The organism is Hydrogenophaga sp. (assembly GCF_050250835.1).
In the GTDB taxonomy this organism is placed as follows: Bacteria; Pseudomonadota; Gammaproteobacteria; order Burkholderiales; family Burkholderiaceae_C; genus Hydrogenophaga.
Map to the genome: position 1 here is coordinate 12,471 of NZ_JBFWNX010000023.1, position 19,748 is coordinate 32,218.

The 19,748-nt window shown below is 64.5% G+C and carries 23 protein-coding genes; 18 read left to right on the plus strand and 5 right to left on the minus strand.

Translation table 11 applies throughout. The features are described 5' to 3' along the window. Window positions 1–19: 19 nt before the first annotated feature. The 5 genes from AB7F11_RS19700 (at window position 20) to AB7F11_RS19720 (ending at window position 4,351) form a co-directional block, all read left to right on the plus strand. Window positions 20–835, plus strand: a complete 816-nt coding sequence (locus AB7F11_RS19700) for a LuxR C-terminal-related transcriptional regulator (protein WP_428291025.1) — start codon at window positions 20–22, stop codon at window positions 833–835. 95 nt (window positions 836–930) lie between these two features. Next, window positions 931–1,536 (plus strand): hypothetical protein, encoded by a 606-nt coding sequence (locus AB7F11_RS19705; RefSeq protein ID WP_428291024.1) that lies wholly within the window; start codon window positions 931–933, stop codon window positions 1,534–1,536. Continuing rightward, the gene (locus AB7F11_RS19710) at window positions 1,533–2,105 is read left to right on the plus strand and encodes a hypothetical protein (protein ID WP_428291023.1); all 573 of its coding nucleotides are present in this window, start codon (window positions 1,533–1,535) and stop codon (window positions 2,103–2,105) included. Before AB7F11_RS19705 ends, AB7F11_RS19710 begins: the two co-directional genes overlap by 4 nt. A gap of 125 nt (window positions 2,106–2,230) precedes the next feature. Next, window positions 2,231–3,316, plus strand: a complete 1,086-nt coding sequence (locus AB7F11_RS19715) for a Rieske 2Fe-2S domain-containing protein (protein WP_428291022.1) — start codon at window positions 2,231–2,233, stop codon at window positions 3,314–3,316. Window positions 3,317–3,334: 18 nt separating this feature from the next. Further along, window positions 3,335–4,351 carry a TRAP transporter substrate-binding protein gene (locus AB7F11_RS19720; RefSeq protein WP_428291021.1) on the plus strand — a complete coding sequence of 339 codons (1,017 nt, stop codon included), beginning with the start codon at window positions 3,335–3,337 and terminating at the stop codon, window positions 4,349–4,351. 94 nt (window positions 4,352–4,445) lie between these two features. Here the strand turns inward: AB7F11_RS19720 and AB7F11_RS19725 are convergent, their stop codons facing one another. From AB7F11_RS19725 to AB7F11_RS19735, 3 genes are read right to left on the minus strand one after another with little or no spacing between them, the layout of a single operon-like run. Then, on the minus strand, window positions 4,446–5,066 hold the full coding sequence (locus AB7F11_RS19725) for a MarC family protein (RefSeq protein WP_428291020.1): 621 nt from the start codon (window positions 5,064–5,066) through the stop codon (window positions 4,446–4,448). 35 nt (window positions 5,067–5,101) lie between these two features. Then, the gene (locus AB7F11_RS19730) at window positions 5,102–5,659 is read right to left on the minus strand and encodes a MaoC family dehydratase (protein WP_428291019.1); all 558 of its coding nucleotides are present in this window, start codon (window positions 5,657–5,659) and stop codon (window positions 5,102–5,104) included. Further along, complete coding sequence (locus tag AB7F11_RS19735) at window positions 5,659–6,405, minus strand: SDR family oxidoreductase (protein WP_428291018.1); 747 nt, start codon at window positions 6,403–6,405, stop codon at window positions 5,659–5,661. The genes AB7F11_RS19730 and AB7F11_RS19735 overlap by 1 nt, the downstream gene beginning before the upstream one ends. 88 nt (window positions 6,406–6,493) lie before the next feature. Between AB7F11_RS19735 and AB7F11_RS19740 the strand changes: the two genes are divergently transcribed. Genes AB7F11_RS19740 through AB7F11_RS19750 form a run of 3 tightly spaced genes read left to right on the plus strand, consistent with a single transcriptional unit; the run spans window position 6,494 to window position 8,717 of the window. After that, window positions 6,494–7,093 (plus strand): 2-hydroxychromene-2-carboxylate isomerase, encoded by a 600-nt coding sequence (locus tag AB7F11_RS19740; RefSeq protein WP_428291017.1) that lies wholly within the window; start codon window positions 6,494–6,496, stop codon window positions 7,091–7,093. A gap of 32 nt (window positions 7,094–7,125) precedes the next feature. Beyond that, entirely contained in the window at window positions 7,126–7,809 is a 684-nt protein-coding gene (locus AB7F11_RS19745) for a dienelactone hydrolase family protein (RefSeq protein WP_428291016.1), read from the plus strand. Between the two features lie 5 nt (window positions 7,810–7,814). Further along, window positions 7,815–8,717: an amidohydrolase gene (locus tag AB7F11_RS19750; RefSeq protein ID WP_428291015.1), complete on the plus strand. Its 903-nt coding sequence runs from the start codon at window positions 7,815–7,817 to the stop codon at window positions 8,715–8,717. A 6-nt stretch (window positions 8,718–8,723) separates the two neighbouring features. Here the strand turns inward: AB7F11_RS19750 and AB7F11_RS19755 are convergent, their stop codons facing one another. Continuing rightward, a complete protein-coding gene (locus tag AB7F11_RS19755; protein WP_428291014.1) occupies window positions 8,724–9,836 on the minus strand; it encodes a magnesium transporter CorA family protein in 1,113 nt (370 codons plus the stop codon). Between the two features lie 12 nt (window positions 9,837–9,848). Further along, complete coding sequence (hemB, locus tag AB7F11_RS19760) at window positions 9,849–10,850, minus strand: porphobilinogen synthase (protein WP_428291013.1); 1,002 nt, start codon at window positions 10,848–10,850, stop codon at window positions 9,849–9,851. Window positions 10,851–11,045: 195 nt separating this feature from the next. Here hemB and AB7F11_RS19765 point away from each other — a divergent pair, with 195 nt between their 5' ends. The 10 genes from AB7F11_RS19765 to AB7F11_RS19810 all read left to right on the plus strand — a co-directional run. Continuing rightward, window positions 11,046–12,173, plus strand: coding sequence for a hypothetical protein (locus AB7F11_RS19765; protein WP_428291012.1), 1,128 nt, complete (start codon window positions 11,046–11,048; stop codon window positions 12,171–12,173). A 254-nt stretch (window positions 12,174–12,427) separates the two neighbouring features. Continuing rightward, a complete protein-coding gene (locus AB7F11_RS19770; RefSeq protein WP_428291011.1) occupies window positions 12,428–12,856 on the plus strand; it encodes a CopD family protein in 429 nt (142 codons plus the stop codon). Window positions 12,857–12,872: 16 nt separating this feature from the next. Continuing rightward, complete coding sequence (locus tag AB7F11_RS19775; protein ID WP_428291010.1) at window positions 12,873–13,973, plus strand: VanZ family protein; 1,101 nt, start codon at window positions 12,873–12,875, stop codon at window positions 13,971–13,973. 9 nt (window positions 13,974–13,982) lie between these two features. Continuing rightward, the gene (locus tag AB7F11_RS19780; protein WP_428291009.1) at window positions 13,983–14,321 is read left to right on the plus strand and encodes a (2Fe-2S) ferredoxin domain-containing protein; all 339 of its coding nucleotides are present in this window, start codon (window positions 13,983–13,985) and stop codon (window positions 14,319–14,321) included. A 19-nt stretch (window positions 14,322–14,340) separates the two neighbouring features. Beyond that, a complete protein-coding gene (locus tag AB7F11_RS19785) occupies window positions 14,341–14,964 on the plus strand; it encodes an alpha/beta hydrolase (protein ID WP_428291008.1) in 624 nt (207 codons plus the stop codon). Window positions 14,965–15,035: 71 nt separating this feature from the next. Beyond that, complete coding sequence (locus AB7F11_RS19790) at window positions 15,036–16,187, plus strand: D-alanyl-D-alanine carboxypeptidase family protein (RefSeq protein WP_428291007.1); 1,152 nt, start codon at window positions 15,036–15,038, stop codon at window positions 16,185–16,187. Window positions 16,188–16,314: 127 nt separating this feature from the next. Then, complete coding sequence (rpsL, locus tag AB7F11_RS19795) at window positions 16,315–16,692, plus strand: 30S ribosomal protein S12 (protein WP_068169701.1); 378 nt, start codon at window positions 16,315–16,317, stop codon at window positions 16,690–16,692. A gap of 155 nt (window positions 16,693–16,847) precedes the next feature. Beyond that, the gene (gene rpsG / locus AB7F11_RS19800) at window positions 16,848–17,318 is read left to right on the plus strand and encodes a 30S ribosomal protein S7 (protein WP_086126948.1); all 471 of its coding nucleotides are present in this window, start codon (window positions 16,848–16,850) and stop codon (window positions 17,316–17,318) included. Between the two features lie 95 nt (window positions 17,319–17,413). Further along, on the plus strand, window positions 17,414–19,516 hold the full coding sequence (gene fusA / locus AB7F11_RS19805) for an elongation factor G (RefSeq protein ID WP_428291006.1): 2,103 nt from the start codon (window positions 17,414–17,416) through the stop codon (window positions 19,514–19,516). A 111-nt stretch (window positions 19,517–19,627) separates the two neighbouring features. Further along, window positions 19,628–19,748 (plus strand): GTP-binding protein (locus AB7F11_RS19810; protein ID WP_253194645.1); only part of this gene is annotated, 121 nt, incomplete at its 3' end.

A 19,748-nucleotide genomic window follows, 5' to 3' on the forward strand; every position in this document is an offset into this window, starting at 1 on the left:
GCCACAGAAAAATCGTCTGATGCCTTCCAACTGGACCCTGGACGCCCCCTCCGCTGGCCACCTTGTGTCCTCGGCCGTGGTGCATGGGCTGCTCGAAGTGGCCGGCGCACCGCTCAGCGCGGCCCGCCTGCTGCGCGCCATCCAGTCGGTGGTGCCGGTGCAGTACCTGTCCCTCGTCGCCTTTCGCCGCGATACCCCCGAGCTCATCGAAGGCAGCTCTCACGACACGCACGGCCGCGACGTGGTCGCCGAGTGTTTCGCCATTTACCGGCGCTGCTACTTCCGCAGCGATTCGGTGATGCGGCTTGCCGATCAGGTGGCGGTGCGCCCCGCGCGCGAAGTGGCCGTTCTGCACTGCCGGGCCGACGAGCTGCCCGTGGCGGGTTGGCGCGACGATATCTACGTGCGTGAACGCCTCACCGAGCGCTTCACGTTGCTGCACGCACCTGCGCCAGGTTCCGTGCAGGCCATCCACCTCTACCGCGACGACCGGCAAGGGTTCTTCCAGCCCTCGGAAATCGCCCAACTGCTGGCGATGGCCCCCTTGCTGCGTCAGGCCCATCAGGCCGCCTTGCAGGTGGGGGCGGTGGCGGCCGATCGCCAGGCCCAGGTGGCTCAGGCCGAGCGGCGCCTGTCGCGGCTCGCGCCTTTGCTTTCTCCGCGCGAGCGCTCGGTGTGCGCCCGCATCGCCTGTGGGCTCAGTGCCGATGGCATCGCCGCCGATCTGGACGTGGCACCGTCCACGGTGACGACGCTGCGCAAGCGCGCCTACCTCAAGCTGTCCGATGCCGGCCTGCCTTCAGACCGGATGCGCCTGGCGCATTGGCTGGGCTAGGCGCAGACTCCTAGGGTTTCTCCGTGGAAGGCCGGCCTGGAAGCAGGGTTTGCGACGCATAGAATCTGCCCACCCTGAGAGGCGGAGAAACAATCATGAGACAGACATGGCGCGCACTGCGCGCAATTTTGCTGGCCGTTGCGCTGGTGTATCTGGGCGGCTGTGCCTCCTTTTACGTCGATGGCAATGCGCCGGAAGTGCCTGCTGCCCAGTACAAGAAGCCGGCCGCACCGGTCGATGTGCAGGTGATCTGGGAGTTCCAGACCAAAGGCGTCGCGAACGCCAGGGCCACGGAGTATCTGAAGGACCGGGTCGTGAACCAGCTCGCCACCAGTGGCCTGTTTGCCAAGGTGAGCGATGGTCCGGTCGCCAGTGGCGCACTGCTGACCGCCACGGTGAACAACGTGCCGCTCACCGACGACGCGGCCTCCAAGGGCTTCGTCGCAGGCCTGACCTTCGGCATTGCGGGGCAGACCGTGGGTGATGGATACGAATGCACGCTGCGCTACACGCCGGGACGCAGCGGCGCTTCCCCGCTCGAACAGAAGAGCAAGCACGTCATCTACACCAACATTGGTGCGGCGGGACCACCGCCGGGTGCGCAGAAGATGGCCAGCGTCGAAGAGGCCGTCACGACCATGCTGCGCCAGTTGATCAGCCGAACCCTCAATCCCTTGTCTCAGGACCCGGCATTCCCATGAACGCTCTTTCCCTGCGTCTCGCGCCGGTGTTGGCCATGCTCGTTCTGGCCGGTTGCGCCAACGTCAAACTCGATGCCACGGGCGCCACACCTGCCACGGTCGAGAAACTGCGCAGCGCCCAGCTGGCGCCCGCACAGGCCGGATCTTTCCGTCTCGCGCCTGGCAAGGACCCTGCCATGGACACCTCGCTGAGTGGTCTCAGAGGAAACTCGCTGGCGCCGGCCAAAGGCAGCTGGTCGCAACTGCTCAAGGACACGGTGGTGGCCGAGCTCACAGCCGCTGGCCTGTACGACCCCGCCTCCAGCCTCGTTATCGAAGGGCAACTCACCGACAGCAAGGTCGACGCGGCCATCGGAACGGGCACTGGCCGCCTGGCCGCGCGCTTCACGGTGAAAAAAGCCGGCAAAGTCGCCTACGACAAGGAGCTGGCGGTCGATGCCCAATGGGAGTCATCATTCGTTGGCGCGGTGGCGATTCCGGCCGCCATGAACCAGTACGGCGCTTTGTACAAGGCGCTCGTCGCCCAACTCGTTGACGACCCTGAATTTCGCCGTGCGCTGACCAGGTAGCGCCCGGTGTCGCGGGCGCCTGAGCACACGCCCGCGGTACCCCTGTCCATCCCCTTCAGAGGGGACGGCCCGCACCCAACGGCCGCCTAGCATGGGTCTCCCTTCCCACGAACAGGAGACAGGCCATGTGGCTGCGCAACTGCTGGTACGTGGTTGCCTGGAACCATGAGATTCCAGCGGCCGACTCACCGCAACTCTTCACACGAACCGTGCTGGGCGAACCGGTGCTCGTGTACCGCACGCAGGCTGGCGAACTGGTGGCGCTGGAAGACCGCTGCTGCCATCGGCACGCGCCGCTGTCGGTGGGTCGGCGCGAGGGCGACTGTGTGCGCTGTGGTTACCACGGGCTGAAGTTCGATCCGCAGGGCCAGTGCGTGGAGGCGCCGGGCATCGAGATCGTGCCCGCCAAGGCGCGTGTGCGCCGATATCCCGTGGCCGTGAAAAACAACTGGGTGTTTGTCTGGATGGGTGAGGCCGGGCGGGCAGACGCTGCGCTGCTGCCCGACAACTTCAGTTGCGACAGCCCGCAGTGGAAACACAAGCCAGGCTACCTGCACTACGACACGCCCTACCTGCTGATTTGCGACAACCTGCTGGACTTCTCACACCTGAGCTACGTGCACGAAAAGTCGCTCGGCGGTTCCACGCGCATCGCGCAGTCGCGTCCTGTCATCGAGCCCGTTCCTGGCGCCACGGCCGACTGGCCGCAGATGGGGATCAAAGTCTCACGTCATGTGAACGACGTGCCCGCGCCGCCGTTCTACCAGCGTTTCCGCCGGTTCGACACCAACCTGGACCGATGGTTCGTCTACGAATTCCTGCTGCCCGGTACGCTGCTGATGCATTCGGGCGGACGCCCCACCGGTGCCGCGCCCGACGCCGCCGGGCCGTCGGTGCGCCTGCACAGCTGCCAGTCGCTCACGCCCGAGACGACCACCACCACACACTACTTCTTCCAGCAGTCGCACCCGGTGGACGAGGGCGACGACACCGTGACCGAGAGCATCTTCAACAGCCTGGTGGGCGCGTTCAACGAAGACCGCGACATGATCACCGCGCAGCATCGCAACATCCAGCTCAACCCCACGCTGCCCATGATGCCCCTGGCCATGGACGCCGCGCTCGCCCAGTTTCGTCGCCTGCTGGAAACGCGCGTGCAGGCGGAGCACCGTGCCAGCACCGCTTCACCCCCAACGGCCGCCACGGCCTGACCACCCAGGAGACGTACCATGACCCGCAAGACTTTTCTTTTCGCTCCGATCACTGCCGCGTTACTCGCCATCACAGGCCACGCGAACGCACAGACCGTGCTGAGCGTGTCCACCTGGCTGCCGCCTTCGCACGGCGCCACCATGGCGCAGAACCAGTGGTGTGAAGCGGTGGAGAAAGAAACCAAGGGCAGTGTGAAGTGCAACCTGCTTCCCAAGGCGGTGTCGGCGCCACCCGGAACCTTCGATGCCGTACGAGATGGCCTGGCCGATGTGTCCTACACAGTGGATGGCTACACCCCTGGGCGCTTCATCTTCACGCAGGTGGCCGAATTCCCCTTCCTGGGCGACAGCTCCACGACCACCTCGGTGGCCTATCAGCGCATCTACGACAAGTACTTTGCCCCCATTGGCGAGCACCGTGGGGTGAAGGCGCTGGCGGTTTTCACGCACGGGCCCGGCATCATCTTCACCGTCAGGCAACCGGTCATGTCCTCGGCCGATGCCAGCAAACTCAAGTTCCGCATCGGGGGCGGCAACATCAACGAGCTGTCCAAGGCCATGGGCTGGAACACCACGCTCAAGCCGGCCACCGATTCGTTCGAACTGCTCTCCACCGGTGTGATGGACGGCACCTTCTTCCCGGACGAGTCGCTGCAATCCATGCGACTGTCGATGGTGAAGTACGCCACCACCTTCCCGGGCGGCCTCTACAACACGAGCTTTGTCTTCATGATGAACGAGGCCCGATACAAGGGCCTCAAGCCCGAGGAACGAGCCGCTATCGACAAGGTGTCGGGTGAAGCGGCTGCGCGCCTGTTCGGTGCCGGCTGGGATCGGACCGACGCCGCCTCGCGCGACATCCAGAAACAGACCGGCGTGCAGCGCCAGATGGCCAGCGACGCATTTGTGAACGAGGTCAAGGCCAAGCAGGCGGCGCTCGAAGACAAGTGGGTGGCAGCCGCAGAGGCGCGGGGCTTGAAGAACGCGCGGGCGGTGCTGGCGGAATTCCGCGCCGAGATTGCGAAGGTCAAGTAACCCCCACGCTCCGCCGCTGCGCGGGTCCCTGCCGCCCGAGGGGTCTGTTCCGACTTGGCGCGACCCGGCAGCGGATCGCTTGTTCCCGACCGGGCTATCCGAGCAACGCCGGGAACAGTTTCACCAGACCGGTGGCCATCACCTCCACCGACAGCGCCGCCAGGATCAGACCCATCAACCGCGTCATCACGTTGATGCCGGTCTGCCCCAGGAAACGCGCGATCGGCTCAGCAAGGGTGAAGCAGATGGCCGTGGCCAGTGCGATGACCACGCCATAGCCCACCAGGGCGGCGTGCTGAAGAAAGGTCTTGGCCTGGTCGGCGTAGATCACCACGGAGGACATGGTGGCTGGCCCGGTCAGCAGCGGGATGGTGAGCGGCACCACGGCGATGCTGGATCGTGCCGAGGCATCGCTCACTTCGCGCTCATTGGTCCTGGCCTCGGCGGGTTGCGCATTGAGCATGGACAGCGCCGACGTGAGCAGCAGCATGCCCCCGCCGACCTGGAAGCTGGCCAGCGAAATGCCGAAGAATTCCAGGATCTGCAGACCGATGACCGCGCAGACGGCGATCACCGCGAACGCGCTGAAGGAGGAAATGAGGACCGTTCGCTGCCGCTGCTTGCGCGAGAAGCCCTGCGTGTAGTGGATGAAGAAGGGCACGATCGCCAGCGGATTGACGATGGCGAGAAGGGTGATCAGCGGCTTGAAATCCATGCCAGGGATTGTGAGGGATGCCGGCCACGGCCGGATCAACTGTCCCGGGGTTCTTTCAGCCGGAACATGCCGTACCCGTCCATGTGCAGCACTTTGTCGCCGTGTTGGTTGTGCATCTCCCAGATGGTGCGCACCAGGCCCACATCCGGTCGTTTGCTCATGGGTCGCTTTTCGGTGATGGTGTGCTGCAGGCGCAGCGTGTCGCCCGGGAACACGGGTTTGAGCCACTTCAGGCTCTCCAGGCCGGGCGATCCCAGGCTGGAGGTGTGCACCAGGAAGTTGGTCACCATCAGGCGCATGGCCATGGCGCAGGTGTGCCAGCCGCTGGCGCTGAGGGCGCCGAACACAGACGCCTGGGCGGCCTCCGGGTCGAGGTGGAAGGGTTGGGGGTCGAACTGGCGCGCAAACGCCACGGTCTCTTCTTCGGTGGGCGTGATGGTGCCCAGATCGCGCGTCTCGCCAACTTGCAGGTCTTCCCACCAGATCGTGATTTGCGCGTGCGACGTTCCGCCGCCGGGCCGCCCCAAGGCGGAACGTGCCCCCTCGGGGGGCAGTGACCCGTGCAACGGTGGAGCGTGGGGGTCCTTGTTCATCAGCGCCCTCCCGAAACTTCGATAAAGGACATGGTGGTGTATCTGGACACATCCGAGAGCAGCCACACGATGGCGTGCGCCACTTCGTCGACATCGCCTCCGCGCTTCATGGGGATGCCCGGGCTCAGGTCGCGCACCCGGTTGGGCAAGCCGCCCGAGGCGTGGATGTCCGTGTCGATCAGCCCCGGGCGCACGCAGTTGACCCGGATGCCTTCGTCCGCCACCTCCTTGGCAAGACCGATGGTGAAGGTGTCGATGGCGCCCTTGGCTGCTGCGTAGTCCACGTATTGCCCAGGCGCCCCGAGCCGAGCCGCCGCGCTGGAGACGTTCACGATGGCGCCGCCCGTGCCGCCATGCTTCGTGCTCATCCGTCGCACCGCCTCGCGCGCGCAGATCAGCGAGCCAATGACATTGATGTCGAACATGCGGCGCCAGCGCGCCACGTTCATCTGGTCGAGCCGCTGGGTGACGTCCACCACACCGGCGTTGTTGACGAGTCCTGTCAGGTGGCCCAGCTTGGCGTCGATCCGGGCAAACATGGCGAGCACCTGGGCCTCGTCGGCCACGTCGGCCTGCACGCTGATGGCGTTGCCGCCTTCCGCGCGGATGCTGCGCACCACCTCATCGGCCGCCAGTGAGTGAACCGTGTAGTTCACCGCCACCGCCCAGCCCTGCCGCGCTGCCAGCCGCGCCGTAGCGGCGCCAATCCCGCGCCCGCCGCCGGTGACCAAGAGCACCTTGTCCATAACCTGTCTCCTGCAGAATGTGGTGGCTTCGCGTACAACACAGGGCTCGCCATCCAGCGAACCATTAAAACAGCGTCAGGAGACCGCCATGCGTCGCACAGTCGACTATTACTTTGCCCCGCAGAGCCCATGGACTTACCTCGGGCACGAGCGGTTTGCCGCGCTGGTGCGCGAAGCCGGCGCCACCGTGCGCGTGCTGCCCATGGACCTGGGCAAGGTGTTCCCCATTTCGGGCGGCCTGCCGCTGCCCAAGCGCGCGCCGCAGCGTCAGGCTTACCGGCTGCTTGAGCTGCGCCGTTTCAGTCTTGCGCTGGGAGTGCCCTTGAATCCTGAACCCCGCTTCTTCCCGGTAGCCGGTGACCCGGCCGCTCGCCTGATCACGGCGGTGGCCGCGCGAGATGGCGCAGAGGCGGCCATGCGCATCACGGGTGCTGTCACTGCCGCCGTGTGGGCGCAGGAACGCGACATCGCCGACCTGTCCGTGCTCGAGGCCTTGCTCGCAGAGTGTGGCCTGAACGCGGCGCGGCTGGGCGAATCTCAGCAGGCGGACGTGCAGGCACTGTACGACCAGCAGACCCAGGCGGCGATCGACGCCGGCGTGTTCGGTGCGCCCAGCTACGTGATCGACGGTGAACTGTTCTGGGGCCAGGACCGACTCGATTTCGTGGCCCGGCGCTTGCAGGCCTGAACGCTTCAACCCCTCATCAGGAGACCATCACCATGGGACAGACGATCGAACTTCAATCCGCCGACGGCTTCAGATTCCCGGCCTACGTCGCCTCACCCAGCGGCAAGGCCCGCGGAGGCCTGGTCGTGCTACAGGAAATCTTTGGCGTGAACTCGCACATCCGCTCCGTGGCCGACGGCTACGCGGCCGACGGGTATTTCGTCGTCGCGCCCGCCACCTTCCACCGCGTCAAGCCCGGTGTGGAACTCGGCTACACCGAGGCCGACATGAACGCGGGCTTCGCCCTCAAGACCGCGGTCGAGGAGCTGCCTGCGCCCGGCGTGATGCCGGACATCCAGGCCGCGATCGACCACGCCGCGCAGGCCGGCCAGGTCGGTATCGTGGGGTACTGCTGGGGCGGGCTGCTCACCTGGCGCTCCGCCTGCTCGCTCAAGGGCCTTTCGGCCGCCTTGCCCTATTACGGCGGTGGCATGACGACAGCGGCCGAGGTGGCGCGCCAACCAGGCGTGCCTGTGATGGCGCACTTTGGTGACAAGGACCACTGGATTCCACTGGACACCGTGGAGGACTTCAGGAAGGCCCACCCGGGCGTGACGGTCCACGTGTACGAAGCCAACCACGGATTCAACTGCGACCAGCGCGGTTCCTACAATGAAGCCGCGGCGAAGCTGGCGCGCGAGCGCAGCCTGGCCTTCCTTGCCCAGCACGTGGGCTGACCCGCATGTGGCGCGGCCTCCTCACGCTGGTGGCTTCGGGGGTCTGCGCGGCAGCGTTCGCTGCCGACTACAGCGGTCCGTTGTTCGACGCCCATCTGCACTACAACGACGAAGCCTGCGTGCACGACGTACCCGCGCCGGGTTGCCCGCACCCCATGAGCGATGTACTCGACCGCATGAAACGCAACGGCGTGCGTGCCATTGTCGCCAACTCACGGCCCAACGACGGCACCAAAGCCCTGGCGAGCGCGCGTGAGCAGACCCGAGCCGCTGGCGTGACGGTGGTGCCCTTTGTGCGCCTGTACCGCAACCGCGCCGACTACAGCAACTGGTTCCGCGACCCGAGCATCGTGGAGATGGTGCAGGCCGAACTGGCGCGCGGGACACCGGCCGGACCCTACCGCGGCCTGGGCGAGTTCCATCTGTACGACAGCGCCAACGCCAACGGCCCGGTGGCAAAACAGCTCATGTCGCTGGCCGAAGAAAAGGACCTCGCAATCCTCGCGCACGTCGACGACGAGGCGATCGACCTGCTGATGGCCAACACGCCATCGAAGGGTCAGAAGATGCGGCTGATCTGGGCGCACACGGGGATCGGAGGCAGCCCGGTGGCGCGTGTGGACGCCTTGTTCGAGCGCTATCCGAAGCTGATGGGCGAGCTTTCCTACCGACCCGGCCTCACTTGCGGGGAAGGCCAGCTCTGCCCCGAGTGGCGCGCCCTGCTGCTCAAGTACCCCGACCGTTTCATGATCGGCTCGGACACCTGGGTGAACCAGCGCTGGCTGTATTACGACGACCTCATGAAGGGCTACCGCACCTGGCTGGGTGGCCTGCCTGCCAACGTGGCGAGGCGCATCGCCTGGGACAACGGCGCCGCACTCTTCGCACTACCCCAGCCCAGGCCGTGAGGCCGTTCAGCGTCCCGACGTGCGCACCAGGTAGCGCTTGCGCCAGAAGAGCACGCCCAGCACCACGGCGGTGAGCACCATCGAACCGATGGCCCACCAAAACCCGGTCTGCTGGTGAAGCAGGGGAATGAACTGGAAGTTCATGCCGAAGATGCCTGCGATCAGGTTCAGCGGCAGGAAAATGGCGGTGAGTGCGGTGAGCGTGCGCATGATGTCGTTGGTGCGGTTGCTCTGCGCCGAGAAATGCATCTGAACGGCGGTCTCGGCGTTTTGCTCCAGCCGCCGCACGTGGTGCACCACGCGCTCAATGTGTTCGAGCACGTCGCGCGAACGCACCTTGAGCAACTCAAGCCCCCGCTGTCCGCCGATGGACTCATTGGGCTCCCAGCTGGCCAGGGCCTCGATCCAGTCCTGGATGGCCGAACGCTGGTCTTCGCAGATCTCGTCGAGCTGGTGCAGGGAGATGCGCGCGTCCAGCAGAGAGCCCCAGTTGCTGAAACGCGCCTTGGGTTGCAGCAGCTCGGTTTGCCAGTGGTCGAGCTGGCGCGTGAGTTCACGGCGCAGTGCCAGGTAGCCATCGACCATCTGGTTGACGATGCGCAGCATCAGGTCGGCCGGACTGGGTGGCAGGTGGACGCCGGCCGCGCGTGAGGCCGCCGAGGCCGCCGACATCAGCCGCGTGGCATAGGACTCCAGGGCCTGGCAGCCGGCGGGATGCACCGTCAGCAGCACCCGATCGAACACCGCGAATCCCACCGGGCTGGTGTCGATGCGGCGCAGCACCGGAGGACCTCCGCGCTTCGTGGCCTGCGTGAGCATCTCGCCGGGATGGGCCAGGTCGGTCTCGCTGTGCCCCGCGGCCAGGCGGCGGAACACCAGGATGTCGTACTGCGAGGTGTAGTCGTAGTGCGAAGGCAACTGGTTGTTGAGAAGGTCCGAGATGTGCAGGTCCACCAGCGTCATGCCGCACAGCACCTGCAGGGTGGACTGCACCGCGCCCTGCTCAAGCTCGAACTCGCGCCGTCCGCAGGCGATCCACACATAGCCCTTTTCAGGCAGCACCATGGGCAGCGTGGCGGACTCGCTCACCGCGCCTGGATGGATGTGGAAGATGCGCATGAAGAGTGCGATTCAACCGCGCAGCAGCCGCGCTGCGGCGCACGCGAAATAGGTCAGGATGCCGTCGGCGCCGGCGCGCTTGAAGGCCAGCAGGCTCTCCATCATCACCGCGTCGTGGTCCAGCCAGCCGTTCTGCGCAGCGGCTTTGAGCATGGCGTACTCGCCGCTGACCTGGTAGGCAAAGGTCGGCACGCCAAATTCGTCCTTCACCCGGCGCACGATGTCCAGATAAGGCATGCCGGGTTTGACCATCACCATGTCCGCGCCTTCGGCCAGGTCAAGCGCCACCTCGCGCAGCGCCTCGTTGGTGTTGCCCGGGTCCATCTGGTAGACCTTTTTGTCGGCCTTGCCCAGGTTGGCCGCCGAGCCCACCGCATCGCGGAACGGTCCGTAAAACGCGCTGGCGTACTTGGCGCTGTAGGCCATGATGCGGGTGTGCACGAAGCCTTCGGCTTCGAGCGCGCTGCGAATGGCACCGATGCGCCCATCCATCATGTCGCTGGGCGCCACGATGTCCACGCCAGCCCGTGCCTGCGTGAGCGCCTGCTGCGTGAGCACCTCGACCGTCGGGTCGTTGAGGATGTAGTGGTTCTCATCGAGCAGGCCGTCCTGGCCATGGCTGGTGTAGGGGTCCAGCGCCACGTCGGTCATCACCCCGAGTTGCGGGAATTGCCGCTTGAGCTCGCCCACCACGCGCGGCACCAGGCCTTCCGGGTTCAGTGCTTCCCGGCCGTCGGGGGTTTTCAGGCGGGGGTCGATCACCGGGAACAGCGCCATCACCGGTATGCCCAGCGCCACGCAGTCCTCAGCCACCGGCAACAACAAGTCCAGGCTCAGGCGCTCCACCCCTGGCATCGAGCCCACCGCCTCGCGCCGGCCTTGACCATCGAGCACGAACACCGGATAGATCAGGTCGGCCGCGCTCAAACGGTGCTCGCGCACCAGATCGCGGGTAAAGGCATCCCGGCGCAGGCGTCGGGGACGGTTCAGGGGGTAGGGGGCGGGAGGATGCATGGGCCTATTGTGGCAAACCGATCCATCGCCGGGCCAGGGCGTCGGACCGCTGGAAAACCCGGGGCTGTGTGGCGAACTCCACAGTAAGAAGAAAATACTGCTCCCGGTTTTGGGGCGGGCGGACCTCGACGGTGATATTTTCCAGTTGTCCCATCAAACACGACCTTTTGAACGCCACGCCGGCGTTTGCCCGACATGTTGACCACCAAGAAGACCAGCACATCTCCCACAACGGCCAACCAGCCAGCGGGGGAGCGCGAGCCCGAAGGCTGGACGCTTGACGCGCACTGGCCAGCGCTGCTGTCGGGCCTGGCGGACCAGATCACCGAAGGTGTGAGTGCGCTGCAAAACAGCATTGACCTGCTGCTGCAGAAGGGACACATCAGCAAACTGGAGCACCGCGCGCTGAGCATTCCTGCCGAGCGGATCAAGGCCGCTGGCCTCGGTGCCCAGCAAATTCACCGGTTCCACGGCGGCCGCATCCGGCAGTCGCACGAAAAAGTGAACATGGCCGCGTTGCTGGAAGACCTGCTTCAGGAGCGTAAGCAGGAACTGGCCATTCTTGGCGTGGAGCTGCGTCGCAAGCTCAAGCCGGTCGAGGTGCTGATCGATCCCACGGTGGCCTACGCTTTCGTCAACGCTGTCCTCGACTGGAGCATGCCGTTTGGCAACCGCATCGACGTGCGCATGGACCTCAACCACTGGCCGGAACATGCGCGCTTCCAGGTGCGCGTGTCCAACGACGGCTCGCCACCTTCCAGCCATGCTTCTGCCGACAGCGTGAGCTGGATGCTGGTTCGCCAGATCGCCCTGGCTTCTGGCGGCATCGAGATTGAACGCACCATCAGTGACGAGGGCGTGAACTTCACCGCGCTGTTCAATCGCACGGTGCAGGCCGTGGACGGGATATCGGCGGTGGACCTCTCGGACGAGCACTCGTCCATGTTCAAGTCGCTTTCGGGCATCTATGTTCTGACGATTTCGCCCACGCTGCAGATTCGTGCCGACGTGCGAGATGCGCTGCGCGAAATCGGCATCGTCTCCGACAGCGTGGTTGACTTCTCGCAAGCGCGCGAAGCCATTCGCCGCCGAATGCCCAACCTCATCGTCGTCGACTCCGAGATCAAGGACCACGAGTTCGACGCCTTTCGCCGCGATCTGCTGCGCGAGGTGTACGAGTTCCCGTTTGTCGAGATATCGCCCGACGACAGTTCGTTTGACATGTCGGGCTTTGGCGAGTTTTCCATGGCCAAGGTCGGCCGGGGCAACATCCGCGAAGCGCTGGGGACGGCGGTCATGTTCGAGCTCGCCAAAATGATGTAGTTCTTTCTATTACTGCAAAATTGCAACTTAATCAATGTCAGATCTGACAGGTTGCTTGGGTCTTAAGGTGAATTCGTGTACCATTCCTGCGGGCTGTCGAAAGGTGGCCCCCCGCTTTTCCTCCCTGAGCGGGTGCCTTAGTGTGTGACAGCAAAAAGGCTTCCTGACCCGGCCCCAAAGGCCGGGTCTTTTTTTGGCCCATCGCTTTCAAGCGGGCCGCCCTGCCCGCCCGGAGGCGGGGCTACACTGCCCGCATGCTTTGGGTCAAATCCTTCCACATCGTCTTCGTGGCCAGCTGGTTTGCCGGTCTCTTCTACCTACCGCGCATCTTCGTGAACCTGGCCATGGTGCCGCCAGAGAGTGTCTCTGAACGTGAGCGCTTGCTTCTCATGGCGCGAAAGCTCATGCGATTCACCCATCTCCTGGCCGTGCCCGCTCTGGTGCTGGGCCTTTGGCTCTGGCTGGGCTACGGCATCGGCAAGGGTCCGGGCAATGGCTGGATGCACGCCAAGCTGGCGGCTGTGCTGGTCGTCCTGGGATACCACCACGCATGTAGCAGCCTCTTGCGACGCTTCGAGCAAGGTGCAAACCGCCGCAGTCACATCTGGTACCGGTGGTTCAACGAGGCGCCGGTCATCCTGCTGGTCGTGGTGGTGGTGTTGGTGGTCGTCAAGCCCTTCTGAGACCAGGTTCGCCACCTTGAACACCCGCTCCTCTGCCTGGCCGCTGGCGCTGTTGTTCGCCGGGCTGGTGGTGTACGCCAGCCTGTACCCCTTTACCGGCTGGCGCGTTCAGGGCGTGTCGCCTTTTGCCTACCTCCTGGCGCCTTTTCCCCAGTACTGGACGGGCTTTGACGTGGCCTCCAACCTGCTGGGATACGCCCCGCTGGGTTTTCTGCTCACCCTGGCCATGCGTCGTTCGGGCTGGGAGGCCGGGTCCTGGACGATGGCGCTGGGCCTCCCGGTGCTTTTGTCGCTGGGCGTGGAGACGGCGCAAACCTACCTGCCAATGCGCGTGCCTTCCAACGTCGATCTGGCGCTCAATGCCGCCGGCACACTGATCGGAGCGGTCACAGCCTGGGTGGCGGAACGGGTGGGGTTGCTGCGCCGCTGGAGCCAGTTCCGTGCGGACTGGTTCGAACCCTCCGCGCATGGCAGCATCGTGTTGCTGGCCCTCTGGCCATTTGCTTTGCTGTATCCCCTGTCGGTGCCTTTTGGCCTGGGGCAAGTGTGGGATCGGCTCGAGGCCGGCATGCTGGAGGTGCTGGACGAAACACCCTTCCTGGCCTGGGCGCCGGTGCGGCTGGAGCTGCCCTTGCCAATGAGCCCTTTGTCGGAGGCGTTCTGCATCGCCCTGTGCTTGCTGGCGCCGCTGCTCATGGGTTTGGGCGAAATGCGCTCGGTGGCGCGCCGCGCGGTGTTCCTGGTCATGCTGTTCCTTTGTGCCCTGGGCGCCGCTGGCCTATCTGCCGCGCTCACCTACGGGCCCTCGCACGCCTGGGCCTGGATGAATCCGCAAGCCGAACTGGGCATCGGCCTGGCGCTGGTGCTGGGCGTTGCGGCACTGTGGCTGTCCCGAAGACTCTGCCATGTGGTGATGCTGCTGTGCCTGGCGGTGTCTCTGACCCTGCTCAACAGCGCGCCCGACAGCCCGTATTTCGCGCAGTCGCTGGAGGTGTGGGAGCAGGGACGGTTTATCCGGTTTCACGGACTCTCACAGTGGCTGGGCTGGCTGTGGCCCTTTGCCGCGCTGTGGTTCGGGCTTCGCGCTGTGGCCCGGCCCCCCCGCGGCGCGGCCTAAAATCCCGGCATGAGCGACAACACGTCTTACTACGAACGGCACATTTTCTTTTGCCTGAACCAGCGCGCAAACGGTGAAGCGTGCTGCGCTGACCACCAGGCACAAGCTGCCTTCGACCGGTGCAAGTCGCAGGCCAAGGCGCATGGCTTGCTGGGTGTTGGCAAGGTGCGCGTGAACAAGGCCGGCTGCCTTGACCGCTGTGCCGGCGGGCCCATCGCGGTGGTGTATCCCGAAGCGGTCTGGTACAGCTACGTCGATCAGCACGACATCGACGAAATCGTGCAATCGCACCTGCGGGATGGTGTCGTGGTCCAGCGCCTGTTGACCCCACCCGACGTGGGTCGGTGAAGGCGCCCGAAGACCGCGCATGAATGCCCAGACCGAAATCCTGCAGCTGGACGGCCCCGCCGGCCAGCTCGAAGTGGCCGTCGACCGGCCAACAGCATCGGCGCGCGGCACGGCGTTCATTGCGCACCCCCATCCGCTTCATGGCGGCACCCTGACCAACAAGGTGGTCCAGACACTGGCGCGAGCCTGTGTGCTCGATGGCTGGACTGCTGTTCGCTTCAACTTCCGCGGAGTGGGTCGCAGCGAGGGTGCCTACGACGAAGGCCGTGGAGAGCTCGAAGACCTGCTGGCCGTCGTCGACGCCATGGCACCGGCCGGGCCTTTGTGTCTGGCGGGGTTCTCGTTCGGTGCATTCGTCACAACCCATGCCGTGCAACGCCTGTACAGCCAGCGTGACTTGCAGCGAGTGGTGCTCGTCGGCACGGCGGCCAGCCGATTTGAGGCGATGCCAGTTCCTGCGGAACTCCACGGCCGAACGCTGGTCGTTCATGGCGAGCAAGACGATACCGTGCCACTGTCGGCCGTCATGGACTGGGCTCGGCCTCAGGTGCTGCCGGTGCTGGTGGTGCCTGGGGGTGGTCATTTCTTTCACGGCCAGTTGCCCCTGTTGCGCGAACTGGTCTTGCGTCACCTGCGTGCCTGAAGGCCCGCAGCCACTGCCTTCCATTTTTTGAGGACCGGATTTTGTTGCGTCGCTTCTTTTCCCGAATTCTGATGACCTGCCTGACACTGGGGGCTGTGCTGCCTGCGACCGCGCAGATGCCCGCTGCGCCCGAGGTTGCCGCCCGAGCCTATTTGCTGCTGGACGTGACCTCGGGGCAGGTGCTGGCCACCAAGGAAGCCGACCAGCCGGTCGAGCCGGCCTCGCTCACCAAACTCATGACCGCCTACCTGGTCTTCGATGCGTTGAAGTCCGGCAAGATCAGCCTGACGCAGACTTTCGGCGTGAGCGAGCGAGCCTGGAAAATGCCGGGCTCTCGCATGTTCATCGACCCCAAGATGCAAGTGCCGGTGGAAGACCTCATCAAGGGCATGATCGTGCAGTCCGGCAACGACGCCACCGTGGCGCTGGCCGAAGGCGTGGCAGGCTCGGTCGAACGCTTTGTGCAGCTCATGAACGAGCAAGGCAAGGCGCTGGGGCTCAAGGGCACCAGCTACCGCAACCCCGAAGGCCTGACCGAGGCGGGCCATACCACCACCGCGCGCGACCTGGCCACCCTGGCTACGCGCCTGATGGCCGACTTTCCCCAGTACGTGCCCTACTACGCCATTCAGCGTTACCGCTACCCCGGAACGCCGGCCGCCAACGACACGAACCGCAACCTGTTGCTGTTCCGCGACCCCAGCGTCGACGGACTCAAGACCGGTCATACCGATGCCGCTGGCTACTGCCTGGTGGCGACGGCGCGTCGCCAGGTGCCCGGGTTGGGCGAGGGCGCGCAAGGCCAGAGGCGGCTGCTCAGCGTGGTGCTGGGTGCCACCAGCGAAAACGCACGAGCCGCCGAGAGCCAGAAGCTTCTGAACTGGGGTTACACCGCCTACGAATCGGTGCGCCTGTTTTCCGCAGGTGCGCCTGTGGCCACACCGCGCATCTGGAAGGGCAAGGCCGAACAGGTTCGGCTGGGTCGTCCCGAAGGTGTGGTGATCTCGGTGCCTGCGGGCGAAGGCGCCAAACTGAAGTCCGAAGTGATCCGGCCAGAGCCCCTGGTGGCCCCGCTCACGCGAGGCCAGGCTGTGGGCACCCTCAAGGTGTCGCTGGCCAGCGGCGCCACGGTGGCGGAAATCCCGCTCACCGTGATGGACACAGTCGAGGAAAGTGGCGTCTTTGGCCGCGCCTGGGACGCGATCCGCCTCTGGATTCAGTGATCCTTGCCAGGCAGGGGCCTGGTGACATTGTCAGAAACCCATGCCCGTGCTACATTAGCGGGCTTTTCGGGTTCTTCCGAAGAGATTTCCGTTTTCGCTTTTTTCAAACGTTTAGGGACGTTTTTCAATGCCAACCATCAACCAACTCGTGCGCCACGGCCGGGAGGTCGAAAAGACCAAATCCAAGAGCCCGGCCATGGAGAACTCTCCGCAGCGTCGCGGTGTGTGCACCCGCGTGTACACCACGACCCCCAAGAAGCCCAACTCCGCGTTGCGCAAGGTCGCCAAGGTGCGCCTGACCAATGGCTTCGAGGTCATTTCCTATATCGGTGGTGAAGGCCACAACCTCCAGGAACACAGCGTTGTGCTGGTTCGCGGCGGTCGTGTCAAGGATCTGCCCGGTGTGCGTTACCACATCGTGCGCGGCTCGCTCGACTTGCAGGGTGTGAAAGACCGCAAGCAGTCGCGCTCCAAGTACGGCGCGAAGCGTCCCAAGAAGGCCTGACCGGCCTTGTTTCGGGGTTTGTTCCACCTGGCAGGTGGGGCAGGCGCCAAGGCCCACAACACGGAATCGTCCGTGCGGGTCAAGTAAGTGAGGGCCCTGCTTGGCTCTCGCGGTGTCTGAAAAGATGCCAACTGAAGCAATATTGAGGTGAAAAAATGCCACGTCGTCGCGAAGTCCCTAAACGTGAAATCCTGCCGGATCCCAAGTTCGGCAATGTCGAGCTCTCCAAGTTCATGAACGTGATCATGGAAGGCGGCAAGAAGGCGGTTGCCGAGCGCATCATTTACGGTGCGCTGGAGCAGATCGAGAAGAAGACCGGCAAGGATCCGGTGGAAACCTTCTCCGTGGCCATCAACAACGTCAAGCCTATGGTGGAGGTGAAGTCCCGCCGCGTGGGTGGTGCCAACTACCAGGTGCCGGTGGAAGTCCGGCCCGTGCGCCGCCTGGCGCTGTCGATGCGCTGGATCAAGGAAGCCGCCCGCAAGCGCAGCGAGAAGTCCATGGCCCTGCGCCTGGCCAACGAGCTGATCGAGGCCACCGAAGGCCGTGGCGGCGCCATGAAGCGTCGTGACGAGGTCCACCGCATGGCCGAAGCCAACAAGGCGTTCAGCCACTTCCGCTTCTGATCCGGGCTGCCGCCCTCATATCAGAGCATCCAGAACCGAGAGCCCGCGTTCCCTGACAGGGGGTGGCGGGCTCGATCCCTTTTCGGAGTATTTCCATGTCCCGCACCACGCCCCTTGAGCGTTATCGCAACATCGGTATTTCCGCGCACATCGATGCCGGCAAGACCACCACGACCGAGCGCATCCTTTTCTATACCGGTGTGAACCACAAGATTGGCGAAGTGCATGATGGCGCGGCCACCATGGACTGGATGGAGCAGGAGCAGGAGCGTGGCATCACGATCACGTCCGCTGCCACCACCTGCTTCTGGAAGGGCATGGACCTGTCCTACCCTGAGCACCGCTTCAACATCATCGACACCCCCGGCCACGTGGACTTCACCATCGAGGTGGAGCGTTCCATGCGCGTGCTCGATGGCGCCTGCATGGTTTACTGTGCCGTTGGCGGTGTGCAGCCCCAGTCGGAAACCGTCTGGCGCCAGGCCAACAAGTACAAGGTGCCGCGCCTGGCCTTCGTCAACAAGATGGACCGCACCGGTGCCAACTTCTTCAAGGTCTATGACCAGATGAAGCTGCGCCTGAAGGCCAACCCCGTGGCGATCGTGATTCCCATTGGGGCCGAAGAGAACTTCACCGGCGTGGTCGACCTGATCAAGATGAAGGCGATCATCTGGGACGAAGCCTCGCAGGGCATGAAGTTCGAATTCAAGGACATCCCGGCCGAGCTGGAGGCGCAAGCCAAAGAGTGGCGCGAGAAAATGCTTGAAGCCGCGGCCGAGTCCAGCGAAGAGCTGATGAACAAGTACCTTGAGGAAGGTGACCTGACCGAAGCCGAAATCAAGCAGGGCATCCGCGCCCGCACGCTGGCCACGGAAATCCAGCCCATGCTGTGTGGCACCGCGTTCAAGAACAAGGGTGTGCAGCGCATGCTCGACGCGGTGATCGACTTCCTGCCTTCGCCGGTGGACATTCCTCCGGTCGGTGGCACCGACGACAACGAGGCGCCCACATCGCGCAAGGCTGCGGACGATGAAAAGCTGTCTGCGCTGGCATTCAAGCTGATGACCGACCCGTACGTCGGCCAGCTCACGTTCGTGCGCGTGTATTCGGGCGTTCTCAAGAAGGGCGACTCGGTCTTCAACCCCGTCAAGGGCAAGAAGGAGCGCATCGGCCGTATCGTGCAGATGCACGCCAACAACCGCCTGGAGGTGGAAGAAATCCGCGCCGGCGACATCGCTGCCTGCGTGGGCCTGAAGGATGTGACCACGGGTGAAACCCTGTGCGATCCGGATTCCATCATCATGCTCGAGCGCATGATCTTCCCCGAGCCCGTCATCGCACAGGCCGTGGAGCCCAAGACCAAGGCCGACCAGGAAAAGATGGGCATTGCACTGCAGCGCCTGGCCTCCGAAGACCCGTCCTTCCGCGTGAAGACCGACGAAGAATCCGGCCAGACCATCATCTCCGGCATGGGCGAGCTGCACCTGGAAATCATCGTCGATCGCATGAAGCGCGAATTCGGCGTGGAAGCCAACGTGGGCAAGCCGCAGGTCGCTTACCGTGAAACCATCCGCAAGAGCGTGGACGAAGCCGAAGGCAAGTTCGTCCGCCAGTCGGGCGGCAAGGGCCAGTACGGTCACGTGGTGTTCAAGATCGAACCCAATGAAGCCGGCAAGGGCTTTGAGTTCGTCGACGCCATCAAGGGCGGTGTGGTGCCACGCGAGTACATCCCGGCGGTCGAGAAGGGTGTGATCGAGGCCCTGAACGCAGGCGTGCTGGCGGGCTTCCCGGTGGTGGACGTCAAGGTCACGCTGCACTTCGGCTCGTACCATGACGTGGACTCGTCCGAAATGGCGTTCAAGATGGCGGCCATCTTTGGTTTCAAGGAAGGTTGCAAGAAGGCCAGCCCGGTCATCCTGGAACCCATGATGGCCGTGGAAGTGGAAACCCCTGAAGACTACGCCGGCAACGTGATGGGCGATCTGTCCAGCCGTCGCGGCATGGTGCAGGGCATGGAAGACATGGTCGGCGGTGGCAAGGCCATCAAGGCCGAAGTGCCGCTGTCGGAAATGTTTGGCTACTCGACCACGCTGCGTTCGATGTCGCAAGGCCGTGCAACGTACACCATGGAGTTCAAGCACTACTCCGAAGCGCCGCGCAACGTGTCCGAGGCCATTGTGGCCGCGCGCGCCAAGTAACTGATTCAGCCGGTCTGCGACCATGCGCCGCCCTGTCCCCGTGCGGGGCGAACCAGCAGTGTGGTGCAGACCTTAAACCGTGACACGGGTTTGTTCTTTAGGAATTGAAAAATGGCAAAAGAGAAATTTGAGCGGACCAAGCCGCACGTGAACGTGGGCACGATTGGTCACGTGGACCATGGCAAGACGACGCTGACGGCGGCGATCACGACGGTGCTGGCGGCCAAGTTTG

Coding starts and splice junctions, on each gene's coding strand:
- AB7F11_RS19700 (WP_428291025.1), top strand. CDS start 20: ATGCCTTCCAACTGGACCCTGGACGCCCCCTCCGCTGGCCACCTTGTG.
- AB7F11_RS19705 (WP_428291024.1), top strand. CDS start 931: ATGAGACAGACATGGCGCGCACTGCGCGCAATTTTGCTGGCCGTTGCG.
- AB7F11_RS19710 (WP_428291023.1), top strand. CDS start 1,533: ATGAACGCTCTTTCCCTGCGTCTCGCGCCGGTGTTGGCCATGCTCGTT.
- AB7F11_RS19715 (WP_428291022.1), top strand. CDS start 2,231: ATGTGGCTGCGCAACTGCTGGTACGTGGTTGCCTGGAACCATGAGATT.
- AB7F11_RS19720 (WP_428291021.1), top strand. CDS start 3,335: ATGACCCGCAAGACTTTTCTTTTCGCTCCGATCACTGCCGCGTTACTC.
- AB7F11_RS19725 (WP_428291020.1), bottom strand. CDS start 5,066: ATGGATTTCAAGCCGCTGATCACCCTTCTCGCCATCGTCAATCCGCTG.
- AB7F11_RS19730 (WP_428291019.1), bottom strand. CDS start 5,659: ATGAACAAGGACCCCCACGCTCCACCGTTGCACGGGTCACTGCCCCCC.
- AB7F11_RS19735 (WP_428291018.1), bottom strand. CDS start 6,405: ATGGACAAGGTGCTCTTGGTCACCGGCGGCGGGCGCGGGATTGGCGCC.
- AB7F11_RS19740 (WP_428291017.1), top strand. CDS start 6,494: ATGCGTCGCACAGTCGACTATTACTTTGCCCCGCAGAGCCCATGGACT.
- AB7F11_RS19745 (WP_428291016.1), top strand. CDS start 7,126: ATGGGACAGACGATCGAACTTCAATCCGCCGACGGCTTCAGATTCCCG.
- AB7F11_RS19750 (WP_428291015.1), top strand. CDS start 7,815: ATGTGGCGCGGCCTCCTCACGCTGGTGGCTTCGGGGGTCTGCGCGGCA.
- AB7F11_RS19755 (WP_428291014.1), bottom strand. CDS start 9,836: ATGCGCATCTTCCACATCCATCCAGGCGCGGTGAGCGAGTCCGCCACG.
- hemB (WP_428291013.1), bottom strand. CDS start 10,850: ATGCATCCTCCCGCCCCCTACCCCCTGAACCGTCCCCGACGCCTGCGC.
- AB7F11_RS19765 (WP_428291012.1), top strand. CDS start 11,046: ATGTTGACCACCAAGAAGACCAGCACATCTCCCACAACGGCCAACCAG.
- AB7F11_RS19770 (WP_428291011.1), top strand. CDS start 12,428: ATGCTTTGGGTCAAATCCTTCCACATCGTCTTCGTGGCCAGCTGGTTT.
- AB7F11_RS19780 (WP_428291009.1), top strand. CDS start 13,983: ATGAGCGACAACACGTCTTACTACGAACGGCACATTTTCTTTTGCCTG.
- AB7F11_RS19785 (WP_428291008.1), top strand. CDS start 14,341: ATGAATGCCCAGACCGAAATCCTGCAGCTGGACGGCCCCGCCGGCCAG.
- AB7F11_RS19790 (WP_428291007.1), top strand. CDS start 15,036: ATGACCTGCCTGACACTGGGGGCTGTGCTGCCTGCGACCGCGCAGATG.
- rpsL (WP_068169701.1), top strand. CDS start 16,315: ATGCCAACCATCAACCAACTCGTGCGCCACGGCCGGGAGGTCGAAAAG.
- rpsG (WP_086126948.1), top strand. CDS start 16,848: ATGCCACGTCGTCGCGAAGTCCCTAAACGTGAAATCCTGCCGGATCCC.
- fusA (WP_428291006.1), top strand. CDS start 17,414: ATGTCCCGCACCACGCCCCTTGAGCGTTATCGCAACATCGGTATTTCC.